Genomic DNA, 15,946 nt, shown 5'->3' on the forward strand with positions numbered 1-15,946 from the left:
CCCAGCACATCCAGGACGGTCCGTCGGAGATCCACCGCCAGCGTCCGGTCCACCCCATCGACCCGGAGCGATATTTCGGTCATCGCCCGGAGGTGCCCCGCCAGGAGGCTCGGTAACCACCCGCCGCGGTCTGCCCGCGCCGGCGGGTCAGGGCCGTGATGCGCAGCGGATACAGGTCACCTCCTGAGGGCTGTTGAAGACTTCCAGGACGCCCATACCGCACCGGGTGCGCAGCCGGGCGGGGTCGACGACGTCGACGGGCGCCGCATCCACGAGGTGCACCCGGTCGTCCTCGCCGGCGCGTGCGGTGCGTTCCGTCACGGGTGTCACCGGGCTGCCCCGCTTGGTCAGGTTCTCGGCCATCCCCATCGCCTACCCGGCGGCTCGGTGACTACACCACCCGCGTTCCGGCGAACCGGCGAACTGGCTCACCGGCGGATGCGCACCAGCGCTTTCCGCGTCGTCCGGGGCGGGTCTTTGGCCGACGGTGCGGACATCCCAACCCACCGGCAACCGCCCCCTCGGTTATCCGCCGCTGTCTGCCGTGCTGTTCCCGGCGCGATCACGCAGGGCGGTGGTACCGGCCGCCCGGGCACAGTGCGCACAGCAGAAGATCATCTGGTCGGCTTGCACACCGTGCCCGACGATCTTGCAGCCGCAGTGGTTACACACCGGAGCCATCCGGTGTATCGCGCACTCGAAACTGTCGAAGACGTGCACCGCGCCCTGTGCGCGCACCTCGAACGCCAGGTCGTAGTCGTTGCCGCACACCTCGCACTGGCCCATGTCCCGCTCCCTTCGTGCGGTCACGGCTGGTCGGACACTCTCCGGTTAGCCGGTGTCGGGCCGCCCAAACGCGCCCGGACCCTACGCACGGCCGAGGCCGCGGAAGAACTCCATCTGCCGGACGAGATTCACAGCGATCCCGGGCATTCCGCCGCCTGCCCTCGGCTCACCGACCGCTAACCCCATGCTGGGCGAGTTTTCCGCGAGAGACTCAGACGACGCCGGCACAAGTAGTCGCATGGCCCGGCCGCAGCGCCGGGGAGCGGCGATCTACGGGTGGCGAATTCGAGCGCCCACCACCATGCCTGAGCGGCGCGTGTAATCGAAGTTGCTCTTCCGGTCGGGCTCGAACAGGTCGAGCATCGGGGTCTCGATCGGCCGGGAGCCAGCACGTTCACCGGATGCCGATCGGTCCGAAGTCGTGCGCGGCGGTGCGGGTCAGACCGATGACGGCGTGTTTGGTGGCCTGGTAGGCACCCATGCCAGGGCTGCCGCGGAGCCCTCCGATGCTGCTCACGTTGACGATAGCGTCCAAGCCCTGACGCTCCATGACGTGCACCTCCTTGCCTAGGCACAGCCATGTGCCCTTCACGTTCACGGCCATGATTTGGTCGACGTCTTCTTCGGCGATGGTGTCGAGAGGTGCCCCGGTTGGGACGTCGCCGCGTTGTTGAACGCTCCATCGAGCCGCCCCGAACCGGGTGACGGTGGCGTCGAAGATTTGTTGCACTAGGCGCAACGCTTGGCGGTGGGTTCATCCACATATTTGCTGATCGAGCTGGGCTACGTCGGTCCGGTGATCAAGGAGCCGGTACTGGTCGGTCGGAACACACTCATGTGGGCTACTGATTCACCGAGAATAGGCACGGATGGCCGCCTCCCGACCTCGGCAGAAGAGGGCAGAGAGCGGCTAATCCGGGGCCGCCTGACTCGATACGCTCACCGCGAAAGGGAAAGACACCCTTTCGGCTGCTTCACCGTGCAATCAGCATCCTCAAACCATTTCGACTGGACCGCACGGCCCGTCATTCCAACCCTTGTCGTGAAAGTGATCGGCATGGCTCTACACTTGCTGAATCCGCTACAGCTCACTCGGGGAGTCGTGAGCCGGTCGGGGGAGGGGCTGTCGCCTATACCCGTGCGGGGTCCGGGCGACAGCTTCCCGCGCGCCACACAGGCAACCCCCGCCTACCTGCGCAAGCCTGTCCGGGGGCGAGGCATCGCGCTAGGTGGCGCTGAGGAGACTGCACAACGATGCACCGGCCGGGTCAGGCGCTGATCAGCGTCGTTCCGGTAGATCCTCTGGCCACGCCGCATGTAGGGATTCTGGCCGTTTACGATTCCGCCTCTCAGCGGAGACCGTCCATGTTGCCGACATCGCCAAGATGCGTGATCGCCGCCGGGCGAGTCGTTACTGGTCATCATCAAGTAAGTCGTGCGCATCGTGCTCGATGTCGTCTTCGGACATTTTGGACCACCGTTTAAGGGTGTCGGATTCAAGCTCGCGGGCTGCTTGCCGGTCACTAGCCACAGGATGCTCACCTCGTTGCCTCAACACGGGTGACGCCCCCCGAGCATCACGCGCCACTGAAATAGGAACGCCCCTCAAAGGGTTTCCGCGCGTCGCGAGCATCGAAGCTAGCGCCCTGCTGAACACAAAGCAATGATCTTGGTATGCGAGTGACAACTGTGAAGGTTGAGCTTAGGTCGCTTCCGAATTCGCCCTCGTGGAATCACGGAAATGCCGATCCGATGAACGGTGCACCCGCCGCCGCCGACGCGAGCCACAGCCACGCGTCACTGTCCATCAACCAGTGTGTCGCCCACGGTGAGCCCAGACGACCCGGCGTACCAGTAGACCAAGAATGATCAACGTCGCGGCGTGCTACCTCGCCAGGCTCTACCGCCGGTGCCGCTCGCACCCGACAGTGCCCAGGCCGTACGCCACGCAAGGCCCATCCCAGAACGAGTCTCACCAGCGCCCGGACCCAGCAGTGGGGGGCCACCGTGAACACGAGACACGTTCACGACGCGTCCTTGGACAAGGCGGCACCAAGAGCGGCGGGTACCTTGTCCATTCGTTGCGGACGCGCAGCGCCCCTGAGGGGGTCGTCGCCCGGGGAACTGTCCCCCGACTCCCGAGGCGACGACTCCTGTCGTCAACGGCTGAAAACTGAGCAGTGATCGACGGCTAAGGTCCAGCTCGTCTATCCCGACTGGCAGCCCCACATCGACAACGAGACCGTCGGCCACATCGCCGCCGATACCGCTGCCCGCTGCCGGCGGGAGCGCGACCGATACCGGATTCTGTGGTTACCCCGCGAGTTGCGGCGCAAATGGTATCAGGCAGCGCATGGCGCACCAGGTTTGCCAGCGTGCCCGATAGAAGGGTACGTCCCTGTGCGCAACCGCAACTGCCTCGTCATGGCCTTTGTGAGGTGGATAGGTTCAGTTGGTCGCCTTACCGACAGCGTCTCGTCCTCGGCGGATGTCGTGTCGGTCTTCGACGTACTGCTCTTGGTCGCGGATCTTGTGTTTGTACCAGTTTCGGGCGGCGCGCCGACTCATGCCGAGGGCTTGGCCGATCTGTTCCCAAGTGGCGCCTGCTTCCCTGGCATCTTGTATGACCATCCAGCGCCGGCCTGTCAGTAGATCAACAAGCTCTGCGTTCGCCCGCAGCGCGTCCAGTGCGCTCACCTGCCGCCGTTCGGCATTTTCGGGATCGCTCGCACGTCGGTGGGTGATGTCGCTGGCACCAGTCGATACCGAGGTAGGTTCCCATGAAGCCCGCTGATGGCTGCTCCAGATTTCCAGGAGCTGGCTTTCGGTACCGCTGCGCAGCACGGTTTCAACGTCCACGTCGCTAGGTTGCGCCGCGTTCCTGTGCTCGTCAAGACGTGCACACCGCGCCTTGACCTTAGAGCGCGGGGGGAGGGTAAGGTCTGCCGTCACTAGCTGATCTTGAGCGCCCTCGCCAAAGCCTTGACTCAATCCCTCGCCCGGCAACGCAACAACCAAAACAAAGGAAAAGGAGGGGCCGGCCCAGCGAAATGGCCAGGCCGGCCCACTCAGAGGGAATGAACCTGTCTCGTGTCTGATGTCCACCGAAATGCCGCGGCGATCACCTCCAACTACAGACCGTTCCTCGACCTCTTTCGATCCTTTGTGTACCTCCGGTCGCGTCGCCTCGTGCGACGCATTCTCCGTTGTCCACTCTCACTCGCGGCGACAGTTCTAGTCTCCACCCCCAGCGCCGTCAACCTCTTCTTCGAGGCATTTGAGAGCGCGAGCGATAAGCGGGCACAACACCGCGACGAAAGGTCAGCGCCAACACACACGCTGCCCAGGGGTCGAGGGGACTGTCCGAACAATCGGACAGTCCCGTTCTGTTGGTGAGGGCTTGACACCCGTTGGGCGCATGTCGACCCCGAGGTGATCACCCCCTGATGGTCATTCGGGGGGTGTGGGTTGGCGCGTTGGTGGCGGGTTGTCGGTGGGGGGTGTGAGCCCGGTCAGGCGGGTGAGCGCGGTGAACCCGCTGTCGGTTCCTGGCCAGTGCGCTTGGACGGCGCGGAGGCCGGCGCGGCGGATTACCGAGCGCAGGACGGCGGTGATGATGATTGCGTCGTCGGCGTAGCCGAGGATGGGGATGAAGTCGGGGACAAGGTCGAAGGGGACGGCGAGGTAGGCCAGCAGGAGCCACAGGCGGACCCGTACGCCGGTAGGCATTGCCGGGTCGGTGGCCAGGCGGCGCACCAGGCGCAGCACGTCGGGCAGCAGTCGCACGGCCTCGCTCAACAGTCGGTCGTGGGGTCGGACGATCATCAGCGCGACGATCAAGGCCAGCCACGCGACCAGTACCGCCGCGGTGACTCCGATGAGCGTGTCCAGCCACCACCGGCCTGTCATGGTTTCCGCGCGCTCAACGTCGTCACCGGTCTCATCTGGACCCTCTTTCTCGCGCTGGGCGTGAAGGCGGGCTAGCTGAACGAGCGTCGGGCTTGGTCGGGGCTGGTGTCGAGCAGCATGGCGATTGGCGACCAGGCCCAGCCGGCGGCGCGGGCCGCCGCCACCGCGTCGGCGAGTTCGGCTTTACCGGCGCCGGTCAACATCAGCTCACCGATATGCCGCAGGTCATCGGCGCCGGATTCGAGGAGTTCCGGGTCTTCTGGTTCCAGCGTGGACAGCCACTGCTCAACCGCGGCTAGAGCGCGCCGCACGGCCGCCTTGTCCCGCACCACAGCCTTGTCCTGCACGACGACCGGGAATCTCACGACGGCGTTCACCACCGCGCCCAACCGCTCACCGGTGCCCGATGGGAGTTCTGCTGGCGGTGAGGACCGCGGGTGACCGGCAACGTTGCGATCACCCGTGCTGGGTTCAAGCAAACCGCCACTTGGAGTGCCCTCTCTGATACCGCGCGTGCCGGAAACCACTACAGTAGTGATCCTACATATCTGGTCGTGGTGAGGGGATGCACCGATGCCGGACGACGCGCGGGCGCGAGAGTTGGAAGCGTTGCTGTTGACCGCGTTGGCGGCCGGGCCCGCACACGGCTATGCGTTGATGGTTGCGCTGCGCCGGCACGACATCAGTGTGACGCGTGTGGATGGCGGTACGCTGTATCGCGCGCTGCGCGGACTGGAGGATGACGGGTTGATCGCCGGAACATGGATCGAAGGGCCTGGTCGGCGTCGCCGGGAGTACCAGCTCACGCGGCGGGGACGCCGCTGCCTAGTCGATCACCCAGGCCGGTGGCGCACGCTGGTCGCCGATCTGTCCGGTGTGGTTGCCCCGGCGGGGGTGAGGCCGTCATGGAACCCGAGCTGAACCTCCGCGACAAGCCGGACCTGGCGCGGGCGGTCGATTCCTACCTGCGGGAGTTGCGTGCCCAACTGTGCGCGCACGCGAGCGTCCCGGCGGGGGCTGACCTGCTCGACGAGGTCTATGACCATGTGCTCAGCCACGCCGAACACCTCGTGTGCACCGGTGCACCGGCCGAGCACGCGGTGGCGACCGCGGTGCGCGAGTTCGGTCTCCCCGCGGCGATCGGGCCGGCGATGCGCGCGGAGCTGCTGCGCCCGTACCTGCATCAGCTCGCCACGGTGCTGCTGCTGGTCGGCGCGGTCGTTGGTCTGGGCTGGCGCATTGTGCTCGATCACGCCCCGCCCATGCCCTGGCCGGTGAACACCCGCCCGGTCGCGCTGCTCGCACTCGACAGCGGCGCCGAATACACCGCTCCCGCCGCGTTGGGCCTGGCCGCGCTCGGATTGTTGCTGCTGGTGGCGCCCACTCATCTGCGCTCTTGCGTGCGGTGGAGGCCGCAATGCCAGCGGTGGGCGATCCGGGCCAGTATCGCCAGCGCGACCCTCGGCGTGATCACCGCGATGCAGGCGACCGCGTATCTGGCTATCCGGGGTGCGCTCGCCCCGGCCTCCCTGATCTGGCCGGCCGTGATCCTGGCCGGCGTGCTCACCCTCGCTACCACGCCCGCCGTGGTTCGACCGCTGTTCGCGACCGCGCGTCTGGCCCGCGCACACTAAACCCACGGCCAACCCCGCCTCGACATCCGACAGCCGCCAGGGTTTTTTTGGGCGGATGGCGCGGTCGGCCGCGTCAATCCGAGTCAATCCGCGAGGTCTCGACCCAGTTCGGCGATCGCGTTGTGGGCGAGGGCCGTGAAGGTGCCGGTGAGTAGCGGACGCAACAGGATGGCCGGCCCGCGCAGCACACATCGCACGCAGACATGGACCTCGGTGGCGTCATCCAGATCGGTGCACGCGTAGTCGAGGGTCACCGTGAACAGGCCCCGCCGGGCGGTCAGTGTGATCCAGTGGCGTCCGCGCCGCACCAGTGTGTACACCACCGCGAACCGTGCCCGCGAGCCGCGCAACCACACGCGCCAACACGAACCCACCCTCGCCGGCCCGGTGTCGAGCCGGACAGAACACACCGCGCGCGGATGCCACACGGTCACGTTGTGGAACCCGGCCAACCGGTCGGTCACCGCATCCAGCGGCTTCGGCACGGCCACGGTGCGCGTCACCGGCCAACGAGGTCCACCCGCCGCGCCAGAAACCGCGCCAGCGCACCCACGGGGCACCATCGCGACCATCGAGGACGGACACCGCCGCCATCACCGGAACGGCCAACAAGTACCCCGCATCGCTCCATGAGCCGAGCCCGCGCAGAACCTCGATCACCCCGGCAAGCTGCGCATTCACGCTCGCTCCGTCGCCCCGGTCCCAGTCAGGGCCGCCGATCCGGGCGGATGCCGGACCGCTACAGTAGCGATCCTACATATTGATGTGAGGCGCTGCCTCCGGCCGCGGCGGGAACCGATGAGCACGCCAGAACCGATCAAGCAGCTCAGCGCGCACTACAAGGCGACGCGGCGGGAACACCCCACCGCCGACGCGAGCGAGATCGCCGATCTGATCCTGCCGCGCATGAGCCACGAGCACCTGGTGGCGCTCGCCGCCGACTGGATGGCGATGACCAACACCTCCGGCCACGACACCCGGACCACCGCGCACGGGTACATCCACAACTTCGTCGTCGCGATGGACGAACCAGATGACGGGTTCTGACCCGCGAACCAACCCCACCCCACCGCCCGAACATGGCCGGCGGCGGGGTGTCACAGGCCGATCAGGAACAGCAGTCCGGCGGCCAGCAGACCGACCTCAACGACGATGACGAAGATGCCTTCGCTCAGGGGGGTGACGATCTTCTTCCCAGCCCAGGTGCCGAGCAGGCTGGCGGCAGTGAACGCGAACCCCGTAGACAACCACGGTGCTGGTCAGCAGGTCCCCGGCGCCATAGGTGGCGATCTTGGTCAGATGCATGGTCAGAGCACTGGCGGCCTCGGTACCGATGTAGGCGGCCCGGGTCAACCCGGCGGCAGAAAGAACGGCGCGGTCAGCGGTCCGACCGAACCCAGCGGTGCATTCTGTGGGGATAATCGGCTGGTAGTGCTGGCGTATCTAGGAGGTCTGATGGCGAACCATCCGACACTAGAGACCTTGGAAGAGCGGCAGGTCGCCCGGCATCTCAATGATCTTGAGTCACGGCTTGTCTCGGAGTACGGCAGAAGGCCGGGGTGGACCGACGATCGCGTGGTCGACACGGTGAGGGTTGTTCGTGGTCGGTTTGCCGATGCCCGGATTCATGCGTTCCTGCCCATCCTGGTCGAGCGTGCTGCGCGCAAGGAACTCGATCAGTAGCCCGCCTCAACTCACCATCGGTCAGGTTTCGCGGTGAGCCGGGGTCGTTGTGCCCGCACGTCGAGCGCTTCGGCGGTGTCCTGACACCAGGCGATGAGCTGACGGTGCACGCGAGGGCTCAACTCAACGGGCAGGGTGATCGCTTGCTTGTGATGCTGCCGGACGAACGTGCTGGCGTCGTGTTGGTTTCCCATCAGAGGATGCTCACCTGCCGCTATTTCTTGCCGCCCTTCTTCCCGCGCTTCTGAGCGGTGCCCGATCGCGGCGTGGCCGCCTTGCCCGCCTTCACACCGCGCGTGGCGTCTTTGGCCTTCTTCGCCGCTTTGCCGGCTGTCTTTGCCTTGCCGGATGGTCGGGCCTGGTTCTCGCTGGCCGGGGTCGATTCGATGATGACCCGCACGCCTGCCACCGGTCCGGAAGGCCGAGTTGGCCCCGTGGGTTCGGGTGCGCCGCCGAGCGCGCGGCGGAATCGCAGTCCAGGTCGAAATACCGGCACCGTCCGCGCCGCCAACGTGATCACCTCGCCGGTGCGCGGGTTGCGCCCGGCCCTGGACGGCCGCTCGCGGGCTTCGAACACGCCGAAACCGGACAATGACACCGACTCGCCATCGCCGACCGCGCGCATGACGATCCCGAGCACGCCGTCCACCGCCGCCGCAGCCGTTTCCTGGTCGGTGCCCAGGCGTCGCGCCACCGCAGTGATCAACTCGGTCTTGTTCAACCTGAGACCTCCTCTCGTGCGCTACCGTCTGCGACCGGCCGTGTGGATCGGTTCAGGGTAGGGAGCCGGCGGGCTGGCAGCCGATCTGAGCGCGAAGACCACCCAGTCGAGCCCATCGAGCGCCGGTTGAATGGCCGCCCGAGACCGGTTGCGCGCCGACTCGGTTTGCGTGGCCACTCGATCGGGGGTGAGCGAGCCGGGTTGAGCATCAGAAAATTCCACCCTGGACAGGGCCTACTCGCCGACAGTTGCTCCCGCGCGAACCGGCCCACCCAACTACGAACCATGCCATCCTGGGACGCTGGCCCTCTATCGAACGATCACCTACGTTCGCCCACATGGACACAAATCTGGGCATATCTGCCACAGAACAGCATTCGAGCGCAGGCTCAGTCCGATTCCGCCCATGATCGAAACGGACTCAGCTTGCGCTCGGCGAACGGAGAGCCGGGCAAGCCCGCACGTACGCTTACGCTCCGTACTCGGCGCAGTTGAACCGGGCCGCCGAGGGCGCACCCAAGCTGAGCACAAACCCGAGCCGCGCCGTCCGAGCGATCTTGAAAGCCGGCCACCCCGGAAGCCCCAGCCCCAACGCGACCGTCGAGATCGGGTGGGTCGCCTGAATCACCCTGCTGAAGTGACTGAATCAGCGTGCTGAACCCACCTGAATCAGCGTGCTGGAGTCACTGAATCAGGGTGGTGGCGAGTTGGGTGAGGGTTTCGGAGCAGCCGGCGTCCACCTTGATTGTGGCCAGGGGGTCGCCTCGGGTGGGGCCTCGGTTGACGATGACGACCGGGATGTCCCGCTGGTGGGCGCGGCGTACGAAGCGCAGCCCGGACTGGACGGTCAGCGAGCTGCCGGCGACCAGCAGCGCGCCGACCGGGCCGGACTCGGGGACCAGCGACTCCACCAGGGCGTAGGCCAGCGCGACCCGTTCCGGCGGCACGTGCTCCCCGAAGAACACCACGTCCGGCTTGAGGACCCCGCCGCACACCGCGCACGGGGCGACCCGGAAGCCGGCCACCGTGGAGAGCACGGCGTCCCCGTCCGGCGCGCTGGCCACGTCGGCCCCGGTGGACTCGGCGAAGCCGGGGTTCAGCTCGGCCAGCCGCCGCTGCAGCCCCGAGCGCGGGCTGCGGCGGCGGCAGTCCAGGCAGACCACCCCGGCGAGGCGTCCGTGCAGGTCGATCACCGATCGGTGCCCGGCGGCGCGGTGCAGGCCGTCCACGTTCTGCGTGATCAGCCCGCGCAGCACGCCGGCCCGTTCCAGCGAAACCAGTGCCCGGTGCCCGGCGTTCGGCGCGGCGGCGCCCATGCGGGCCCAGCCGACGTGGCTGCGCGCCCAGTACCGCCGGCGGGCCGCCTCGCCGGACCGGAACTCGGCGAAGGTCATCGGGGTTGCGGGCGGCGACCCGGGTCCCCGGTAGTCCGGGATCCCCGAGTCGGTGGACAACCCGGCCCCGGTGAGCGCGACCAACGGCCGCCCGGCCAACACCGCGCGGAGCGCGCTCATCGAGCACGCGCCCAGTTAGGCGCGTGCGGGGACAACGCAGACCTCGGTGAGGCCGGTGGCAGACGCAACTGGCACGCAACCAGGGTAAGCGTCACGGGGCCACCGGGTCCTCCGGAAACGTAGACTGGACGGCGGAGGCTGGTCAGGAGGTCCCAGGGTTGAACGCCGAGGAACGCCGGTTGGACGTGCTGCGCGCAATTGTCGCGGACTACGTCGCGACCCAGGAGCCGGTGGGCTCCAAGACCCTGGTGGAGCGGCACAACCTGGGGGTTTCCAGCGCCACCGTGCGCAACGACATGGCCGCGCTGGAGGAGGACGGCTACATCGCGCAGCCGCACACCAGCGCCGGCCGGATCCCCACCGACAAGGGCTACCGCCGGTTCGTGGACCGGCTGAGCGACGTCAAGCCGCTGTCCACCGCCGAGCGGCGGGCCATCCAGTCCTTCCTGGACGGCGCGCTGGACCTGGACGACGTGCTGCGGCGCAGCGTCCGGCTGCTCGCCCAGCTCACCCGGCAGGTGGCGGTGGTGCAGTACCCCACGCTGACCCGGTCCACGGTGCGCCACCTGGAGCTGGTCTCGCTCACCCCGGCGCGGGTGATGATGGTGCTGATCACCGACAGCGGCCGGGTGGACCAGCGGGTGGTCGACCTGGGGGACATCCTGGCCGAGGACAACCTCTCCCGGGTCCGCGCGCTGCTCAACTCGGCGATCGTCGGCCGCCGGCTCTCCGACGCGTCCGCGCTGGTCGCGGCGCTGCCCGAGGACGCGCCGAACGAGCTCCGGGACACGCTCACCACCCTGGCGATGGTGCTGATCGACGCGCTGGTGGAGCACCCCGAGGAACGGCTGGTGCTGGGTGGCACGGCCAACCTGACCCGGAACGTGGCCGACTTCCCCGGTTCGCTGCGCCAGGTGCTGGAGGCGCTGGAGGAGCAGGTCGTGGTGCTCAAGCTGCTCGCCTCGGCGCGCCAGCCGGGTACCGTGCGGGTAAGCATCGGCGAGGAGATCGAGTCCGAGGACCTGCGCGCCACCTCGGTGGTGTCCATCGGCTACGGGCCGGGCGAGATGTTGCTGGGTGGCATGGGCGTGGTCGGTCCCACCCGGATGGACTATCCGACCAACATCGCCGCGGTGCATGCGGTGGCCAGATACGTAGGTGAGATCCTGACGGGGCGGTAGGCAGCTACGCCGCGCGGGGGACGAGCACGCAGCCAGAGGGACATGAGGAACGCAAGGGTGGCCAGGGACTACTACGGGGCGCTCGGGGTCAGTACGGACGCCGGGGCCGACGAGATCAAGCGGGCGTACCGCAGGCTCGCTCGCGAGCTGCACCCGGACGTGAACCCCGATCCGGGCGCCCGGGAGCGGTTCGCCGAGGTGAAGGCCGCGTACGAGGTGCTCTCCGACCCGGAGAAGCGGCGGCTCGTGGACCTCGGCGGGGACCCGCTGGACAACGGCGGAGGGCGCGGTGGCGGTGGCGACCCGTTCGCCGGGTTCGGCGGCCTCGGCGACATCATGGACGCCTTCTTCGGCGCCACCACCGGCGGCGGCGCCGGCCGGGGGCCGCGCAACCGGGTCCAGCCGGGCGCGGACGCGCTGATCCGGATGCGGCTCACCCTCGAGGAGTGCGCGGCCGGCCTGACCAGGGATCTCACCGTGGACACCGCGGTTCTCTGCTCGGAGTGCACCGGTTCCGGCTGCGCTCCCGGCACCTCGCCGACCATGTGCGACATCTGCCACGGCCGGGGCGAGGTGCAGAGCGTGCAGCGCTCCTTCCTCGGCCAGGTGGTGACCAGCCGCCCGTGCCCGAACTGCCGGGGCATGGGCGAGGTGATCACCGACCCGTGCCGGCAGTGCGGCGGCGACGGCCGGGTCCGCGCGCGGCGCACGGTGAAGGTGAAGATGCCGGCCGGGGTGGCCGACGGGATGCGGGTGCGGCTGGCCGGGCAGGGCGAGGTCGGTTCCGGCGGCGGGCCGGCCGGCGACCTGTACGTCGAGGTGGACGAGGAGCCGCACGACGTGTTCACCCGGGAGGGCGTGGACCTGCACTGCGTGCTGCCCCTGCCGATGACCACCGCCGCGCTGGGCACCACGGTCCGGCTGCCCACGCTGGTCGAGGGCGAGGAGCTGGAGCTGGACATCGAGCCGGGCACCCAGACCGGCACGGTCCGCACGATGCGCGGCAAGGGCATGCCCCGGCTGCGCTCCAGCGGCCGGGTGGACGGCCACGGCGACCTGATGGTGCACATCGAGGTGCTCACGCCGACCAAGCTGGACACCCGCCAGGCCGAGCTGCTGCGCGAGCTGGCCGCGCTGCGCGGCGACGAGCAGCCCGACCTGACGGTGGGCGGGCGCAACGGCGGAGGCCTGTTCGCCCGGCTGCGGGGTAGCCGGGGCGGCCGGTGAGGTCGCGCTGACCCCGCCGCTGTACCTGGTCTCGCGGCTCCCCGGTGGCGAGTTCGGCGAGCTGACCGGTGACGAGGGCCGGCACGCGGTGACCGTCCGGCGCACCCGGGTCGGCGAGTGCCTGCTGCTCGGCGACGGCCGGGGCGGGCTGGCCGAGTCCGAGGTGACCGAGGTGGTGGGCAAGGATCTGCTGCGGGTGCGGGTGTTGTCCCGCCGCGCCGTCCCGCCCGCCGCCCCACCGGTGACGTTGGCCCAGGCGCTGGTCAAGGGCGACCGGGGTGAGCTGGCGGTGGAACTGGCCACCGAGGCCGGGGTGGACGAGATCGTGCCCTGGCGGGCCGCGCGCTGCGTGGCCCGCTGGGAGGACGGCCCGCGCGGGGACAAGGCCCTGGCCCGCTGGCGCTCCACCGCGCTGGCCGCCACCAAACAGTCCCGCCGGGCCTGGCTGCCCCCGGTAACCCCGGCGGTCGGAACCCGAGAGCTGGCTTCGCGGTGCGCGGAAGGTGGCACCCTGCCGCTGGTGCTGCACGAGTCGGCCGGCGTCGGACTGGCCGACTTGGCGCCCGAGCTGGTGTCGGCGACCCGGTTGTTGCTGGTGGTCGGCCCCGAGGGCGGCATCGCCGACGACGAGCTGGAGACGCTGACCGGGCACGGCGCCCGGCCGGTCCGGCTGGGTCGGGAGGTGCTGCGCGCATCCACGGCCGCGGCGGTCGCTTTGGGGGCGTTGGGTGCGCTGGCCGGCCGTTGGTCCGTCCCCGGCTGACGCTTCCGGGCTCGGGCCGCTCTTCGCGGCCGGCGTTTCGGGTGAGGGTTGGGTTTTCAAGATGGCTTGGACGGCGCGGCTGGGGGTGTGGCTGGTTCGGGTCCCGCCCGTCGCGTCCGGTGCTCCGTCGCGTCCGGGTGCCCTCCGGCCCCGGTGCGGCCACCCGACTACGCGGAGTTAGCGTATCTGCGGCCTGCTGGGCCGCCCTCTTGGCCGAGTGGTGGCTGAGTCGCCTTTGATCATGGGCGGAACCCGACTGAGCACACCCTCGACGTGGCGACCCCGTTCAACCCCGGAAACAGGACCACGCTGAGTAACTCAACCCGGCGAAACGGCCCACCCAACGCCTCGGGCGGACCCGAACCAAGCCACATCCCCAGCCGCGCCGTCCAAGCCATCTCTAAAACCCAACCTCCACCTGAACGCACGCCGCGAACCCGCACCACAAACCGGCCGAAACCCGCGAATAGAACTCCAGTCACTCCCGACGCAACCGCGTGACCAGACAGTCACACAAGGTCACATTCAACCACTTTAAGTAACCGAATGGATACAGAGCCGGAGGCCATTCGGGTGAGCAGCGGCCGTTATCGGCCAGTCGAAGAGCTACGATCTGTGCACTCTTCACCTCGGGGTGGGTCCGACGATCGGGTCACCCTGGAGGCACTGTCATCGGGTGTGCGACACCCGGTGTGGCCGCCGGTCGAGTCCCCCTTTGTCGGCGGCCGCCGTGCCGCGGCGGACGTCCCCCCACGGTCGCCGCGGCACGGTCCGTTCGGGCCCGTTGGCTCGAAGGGGGTTACTTGACTGCGCCGCCGACCGTCGGCCGCTAACATCGATGGGGATCGTCCGTCAAGCGAGCGGGAAGCAGGGCAGCACACCACGTGACCGGTACCGAACCGGAGCAGTCCAACAACGGCACCCCCGCGCGCTCCCGTCTGGCCATTCCAGATTCCGCGTTGCTGCCGTTGCTCGGCTCCCGAGACGAGAACCTGCGCGCCGCCGAGGACCTGTTGTCCGCCGACGTGCACGTGCGCGGCAATGAGCTCACCCTCACCGGCGACCCGGCCGACGTGGCCTTCGCCGAGCGGGTGTTCGCCGAACTGATCACCCTGGCCAGCGGGGGGCAGGAGCTCGGCCCGGACACCGTGCGGCGCATGGTTTCCATGCTGTCCGACCGCGAGGTGAGTGACCCGGAGGCGGGCGGCCGGTCGCCGGCCGAGGTGCTCAGCCTGAACATCCTGTCCCGGCGCGGCCGCACCATCCGGCCCAAGACGCTGAACCAGCGCCGGTACGTGGACGCGATCGACCAGCACACCATCGTGTTCGGCATCGGCCCGGCCGGCACCGGGAAGACCTACCTGGCCATGGCCAAGGCGGTCCAGGCGCTGCAGAACAAGCAGGTCAACCGGATCATCCTGACCCGACCGGCGGTGGAGGCCGGGGAGCGGCTGGGCTTCCTGCCGGGCACGCTGTACGAGAAGATCGACCCGTACCTGCGCCCGCTCTACGACGCGCTGCACGACATGATCGAGCCGGAGTCCATCCCGAAGCTGATGTCCGCCGGCACCATCGAGGTGGCGCCGCTGGCGTACATGCGCGGCCGCACCCTGAACGACGCGTTCATCATCCTGGACGAGGCGCAGAACACCACGCCGGAACAGATGAAGATGTTCCTCACCCGGCTGGGCTTCGGCTCGCAGATCGTGGTCACCGGGGACAGCACCCAGATCGACCTGCCCGGTGGCTCGCGGTCCGGGCTGCTGGTGGTGCGGGACATCCTGGGCGACGTGGACGACGTGCACTTCGCCGAACTGACCAGCACCGACGTGGTTCGGCACCGGCTGGTGTCGGACATTGTGGACGCCTACGCCCGGTGGGACGCCAACCAGCCGTCGGATGGCCGCCTGGTGCCGAACCGGGCCGACCGCCGGCGACGTCGTTGACGCCGCGCAGTACCGTCTGAGCTGCCATGAGCATCGAGATCTGCAACGAGTCGGGGGTCGCGGTCGACGAGCCGGCGATCGCCTCGGTGGCCCGCTACGCGCTGGACACGATGCGGGTGAACCCGCTGGCCGAGCTGAGCGTCCTGCTGGTCGAGCTGGACGTGATGGCCGAGCTGCACCAGCGCTGGATGGAGCTGCCCGGCCCGACCGACGTGATGTCCTTCCCGATGGACGAGCTGGACGCCTCCCGGCGGCCGGACTCGCTGGACGACCCGGAGTCGATCCTGGGCGACGTGGTGCTCTGCCCGGAGTTCGCCAAGGAGCAGGCGCACGCCGCCGGCCACTCGCTGGACGACGAGCTGCACCTGCTCACCGTGCACGGCGTGCTGCACCTGCTCGGCTACGACCACGCCGAGCCGGACCAGGAGCGGGAGATGTTCGCCCTGCAGAACCAGGTCCTGGAGCGCTGGCGCACCGAGCGGGCCGCCGCCGAGGCCGCCGCCCGCCAGCACCGGGCGGACTCGCACGTGCTCGGCACGGCCGGCCTGGAGCCGTTCGACACCCCCGAGCGATGAGCGAACG

General features: G+C 68.8%; 19 protein-coding genes. 9 read left to right on the forward strand and 10 right to left on the reverse strand.

Annotated features, from left to right (window positions below):
- Positions 1-147: 147 nt before the first annotated feature.
- From ABEB12_RS29020 to ABEB12_RS29045, 6 genes are all read right to left on the reverse strand, one after another.
- A complete protein-coding gene (locus ABEB12_RS29020) occupies positions 148-363 on the reverse strand; it encodes a hypothetical protein (protein WP_185059770.1) in 216 nt (71 codons plus the stop codon).
- A 162-nt stretch (positions 364-525) separates the two neighbouring features.
- Positions 526-786 carry a hypothetical protein gene (locus ABEB12_RS29025; protein ID WP_185061198.1) on the reverse strand — a complete coding sequence of 87 codons (261 nt, stop codon included), beginning with the start codon at positions 784-786 and terminating at the stop codon, positions 526-528.
- Positions 787-1,180: 394 nt separating this feature from the next.
- Positions 1,181-1,516, reverse strand: coding sequence for an SDR family oxidoreductase (locus ABEB12_RS29030; RefSeq protein ID WP_345703241.1), 336 nt, complete (start codon positions 1,514-1,516; stop codon positions 1,181-1,183).
- A 1,718-nt stretch (positions 1,517-3,234) separates the two neighbouring features.
- Complete coding sequence (locus ABEB12_RS29035) at positions 3,235-3,645, reverse strand: helix-turn-helix domain-containing protein (protein WP_345703242.1); 411 nt, start codon at positions 3,643-3,645, stop codon at positions 3,235-3,237.
- Positions 3,646-4,236: 591 nt separating this feature from the next.
- Positions 4,237-4,695, reverse strand: a complete 459-nt coding sequence (locus ABEB12_RS29040) for a DUF1232 domain-containing protein (RefSeq protein WP_185059771.1) — start codon at positions 4,693-4,695, stop codon at positions 4,237-4,239.
- Between the two features lie 71 nt (positions 4,696-4,766).
- On the reverse strand, positions 4,767-5,084 hold the full coding sequence (locus ABEB12_RS29045; RefSeq protein ID WP_185059772.1) for a hypothetical protein: 318 nt from the start codon (positions 5,082-5,084) through the stop codon (positions 4,767-4,769).
- 184 nt (positions 5,085-5,268) lie between these two features.
- On the opposite strand from ABEB12_RS29045, the gene ABEB12_RS29050 reads away from it, so the two are divergent.
- Positions 5,269-5,616, forward strand: coding sequence for a helix-turn-helix transcriptional regulator (locus tag ABEB12_RS29050; protein ID WP_185059773.1), 348 nt, complete (start codon positions 5,269-5,271; stop codon positions 5,614-5,616).
- Complete coding sequence (locus ABEB12_RS29055) at positions 5,601-6,329, forward strand: hypothetical protein (protein WP_185059774.1); 729 nt, start codon at positions 5,601-5,603, stop codon at positions 6,327-6,329. The genes ABEB12_RS29050 and ABEB12_RS29055 overlap by 16 nt, the downstream gene beginning before the upstream one ends.
- 83 nt (positions 6,330-6,412) lie before the next feature.
- Here the strand turns inward: ABEB12_RS29055 and ABEB12_RS29060 are convergent, their stop codons facing one another.
- Positions 6,413-6,832 carry an SRPBCC family protein gene (locus ABEB12_RS29060; RefSeq protein WP_185059775.1) on the reverse strand — a complete coding sequence of 140 codons (420 nt, stop codon included), beginning with the start codon at positions 6,830-6,832 and terminating at the stop codon, positions 6,413-6,415.
- Positions 6,833-7,127: 295 nt separating this feature from the next.
- Between ABEB12_RS29060 and ABEB12_RS29065 the strand changes: the two genes are divergently transcribed.
- Complete coding sequence (locus ABEB12_RS29065) at positions 7,128-7,376, forward strand: hypothetical protein (RefSeq protein ID WP_185059776.1); 249 nt, start codon at positions 7,128-7,130, stop codon at positions 7,374-7,376.
- Between the two features lie 50 nt (positions 7,377-7,426).
- Here the strand turns inward: ABEB12_RS29065 and ABEB12_RS29070 are convergent, their stop codons facing one another.
- Positions 7,427-7,576 carry a hypothetical protein gene (locus ABEB12_RS29070; RefSeq protein ID WP_185059777.1) on the reverse strand — a complete coding sequence of 50 codons (150 nt, stop codon included), beginning with the start codon at positions 7,574-7,576 and terminating at the stop codon, positions 7,427-7,429.
- A 208-nt stretch (positions 7,577-7,784) separates the two neighbouring features.
- On the opposite strand from ABEB12_RS29070, the gene ABEB12_RS29075 reads away from it, so the two are divergent.
- A complete protein-coding gene (locus tag ABEB12_RS29075) occupies positions 7,785-8,012 on the forward strand; it encodes a three-helix bundle dimerization domain-containing protein (RefSeq protein WP_185059778.1) in 228 nt (75 codons plus the stop codon).
- Between the two features lie 214 nt (positions 8,013-8,226).
- Here the strand turns inward: ABEB12_RS29075 and ABEB12_RS29080 are convergent, their stop codons facing one another.
- Both ABEB12_RS29080 and ABEB12_RS29085 read right to left on the reverse strand, forming a co-directional pair.
- Positions 8,227-8,733: an HU family DNA-binding protein gene (locus ABEB12_RS29080; protein WP_185059779.1), complete on the reverse strand. Its 507-nt coding sequence runs from the start codon at positions 8,731-8,733 to the stop codon at positions 8,227-8,229.
- A gap of 683 nt (positions 8,734-9,416) precedes the next feature.
- Complete coding sequence (locus ABEB12_RS29085) at positions 9,417-10,247, reverse strand: NAD-dependent protein deacetylase (protein WP_185059780.1); 831 nt, start codon at positions 10,245-10,247, stop codon at positions 9,417-9,419.
- Between the two features lie 158 nt (positions 10,248-10,405).
- Between ABEB12_RS29085 and hrcA the strand changes: the two genes are divergently transcribed.
- The 5 genes from hrcA (at position 10,406) to ybeY (ending at position 15,939) form a co-directional block, all read left to right on the forward strand.
- The gene (hrcA, locus tag ABEB12_RS29090) at positions 10,406-11,428 is read left to right on the forward strand and encodes a heat-inducible transcriptional repressor HrcA (RefSeq protein ID WP_185059781.1); all 1,023 of its coding nucleotides are present in this window, start codon (positions 10,406-10,408) and stop codon (positions 11,426-11,428) included.
- Between the two features lie 57 nt (positions 11,429-11,485).
- Positions 11,486-12,655, forward strand: a complete 1,170-nt coding sequence (dnaJ, locus tag ABEB12_RS29095) for a molecular chaperone DnaJ (protein WP_185061200.1) — start codon at positions 11,486-11,488, stop codon at positions 12,653-12,655.
- A gap of 7 nt (positions 12,656-12,662) precedes the next feature.
- A complete protein-coding gene (locus ABEB12_RS29100; protein WP_185061201.1) occupies positions 12,663-13,418 on the forward strand; it encodes a 16S rRNA (uracil(1498)-N(3))-methyltransferase in 756 nt (251 codons plus the stop codon).
- Between the two features lie 884 nt (positions 13,419-14,302).
- Complete coding sequence (locus tag ABEB12_RS29105; RefSeq protein WP_185059782.1) at positions 14,303-15,364, forward strand: PhoH family protein; 1,062 nt, start codon at positions 14,303-14,305, stop codon at positions 15,362-15,364.
- 26 nt (positions 15,365-15,390) lie between these two features.
- Positions 15,391-15,939: an rRNA maturation RNase YbeY gene (ybeY, locus tag ABEB12_RS29110; protein WP_185059783.1), complete on the forward strand. Its 549-nt coding sequence runs from the start codon at positions 15,391-15,393 to the stop codon at positions 15,937-15,939.
- Positions 15,940-15,946: the final 7 nt, after the last annotated feature.

Origin of the sequence: Actinospineispora eucalypti (genome assembly GCF_039543365.1) — a bacterium.
In the GTDB taxonomy this organism is placed as follows: domain Bacteria; phylum Actinomycetota; class Actinomycetes; order Mycobacteriales; family Pseudonocardiaceae; genus Pseudonocardia; species Pseudonocardia eucalypti.

Excerpts from the sequence above, each read along its gene's own strand:
- ABEB12_RS29055 (WP_185059774.1), top strand. The coding sequence starts at position 5,601 with ATGGAACCCGAGCTGAACCTCCGCGACAAGCCGGACCTGGCGCGGGCG.
- ABEB12_RS29075 (WP_185059778.1), top strand. The coding sequence starts at position 7,785 with ATGGCGAACCATCCGACACTAGAGACCTTGGAAGAGCGGCAGGTCGCC.
- ABEB12_RS29065 (WP_185059776.1), top strand. The coding sequence starts at position 7,128 with ATGAGCACGCCAGAACCGATCAAGCAGCTCAGCGCGCACTACAAGGCG.
- ABEB12_RS29050 (WP_185059773.1), top strand. The coding sequence starts at position 5,269 with ATGCCGGACGACGCGCGGGCGCGAGAGTTGGAAGCGTTGCTGTTGACC.
- ABEB12_RS29020 (WP_185059770.1), bottom strand. The coding sequence starts at position 363 with ATGGCCGAGAACCTGACCAAGCGGGGCAGCCCGGTGACACCCGTGACG.
- ABEB12_RS29025 (WP_185061198.1), bottom strand. The coding sequence starts at position 786 with ATGGGCCAGTGCGAGGTGTGCGGCAACGACTACGACCTGGCGTTCGAG.
- ybeY (WP_185059783.1), top strand. The coding sequence starts at position 15,391 with ATGAGCATCGAGATCTGCAACGAGTCGGGGGTCGCGGTCGACGAGCCG.
- ABEB12_RS29085 (WP_185059780.1), bottom strand. The coding sequence starts at position 10,247 with ATGAGCGCGCTCCGCGCGGTGTTGGCCGGGCGGCCGTTGGTCGCGCTC.
- ABEB12_RS29040 (WP_185059771.1), bottom strand. The coding sequence starts at position 4,695 with ATGACAGGCCGGTGGTGGCTGGACACGCTCATCGGAGTCACCGCGGCG.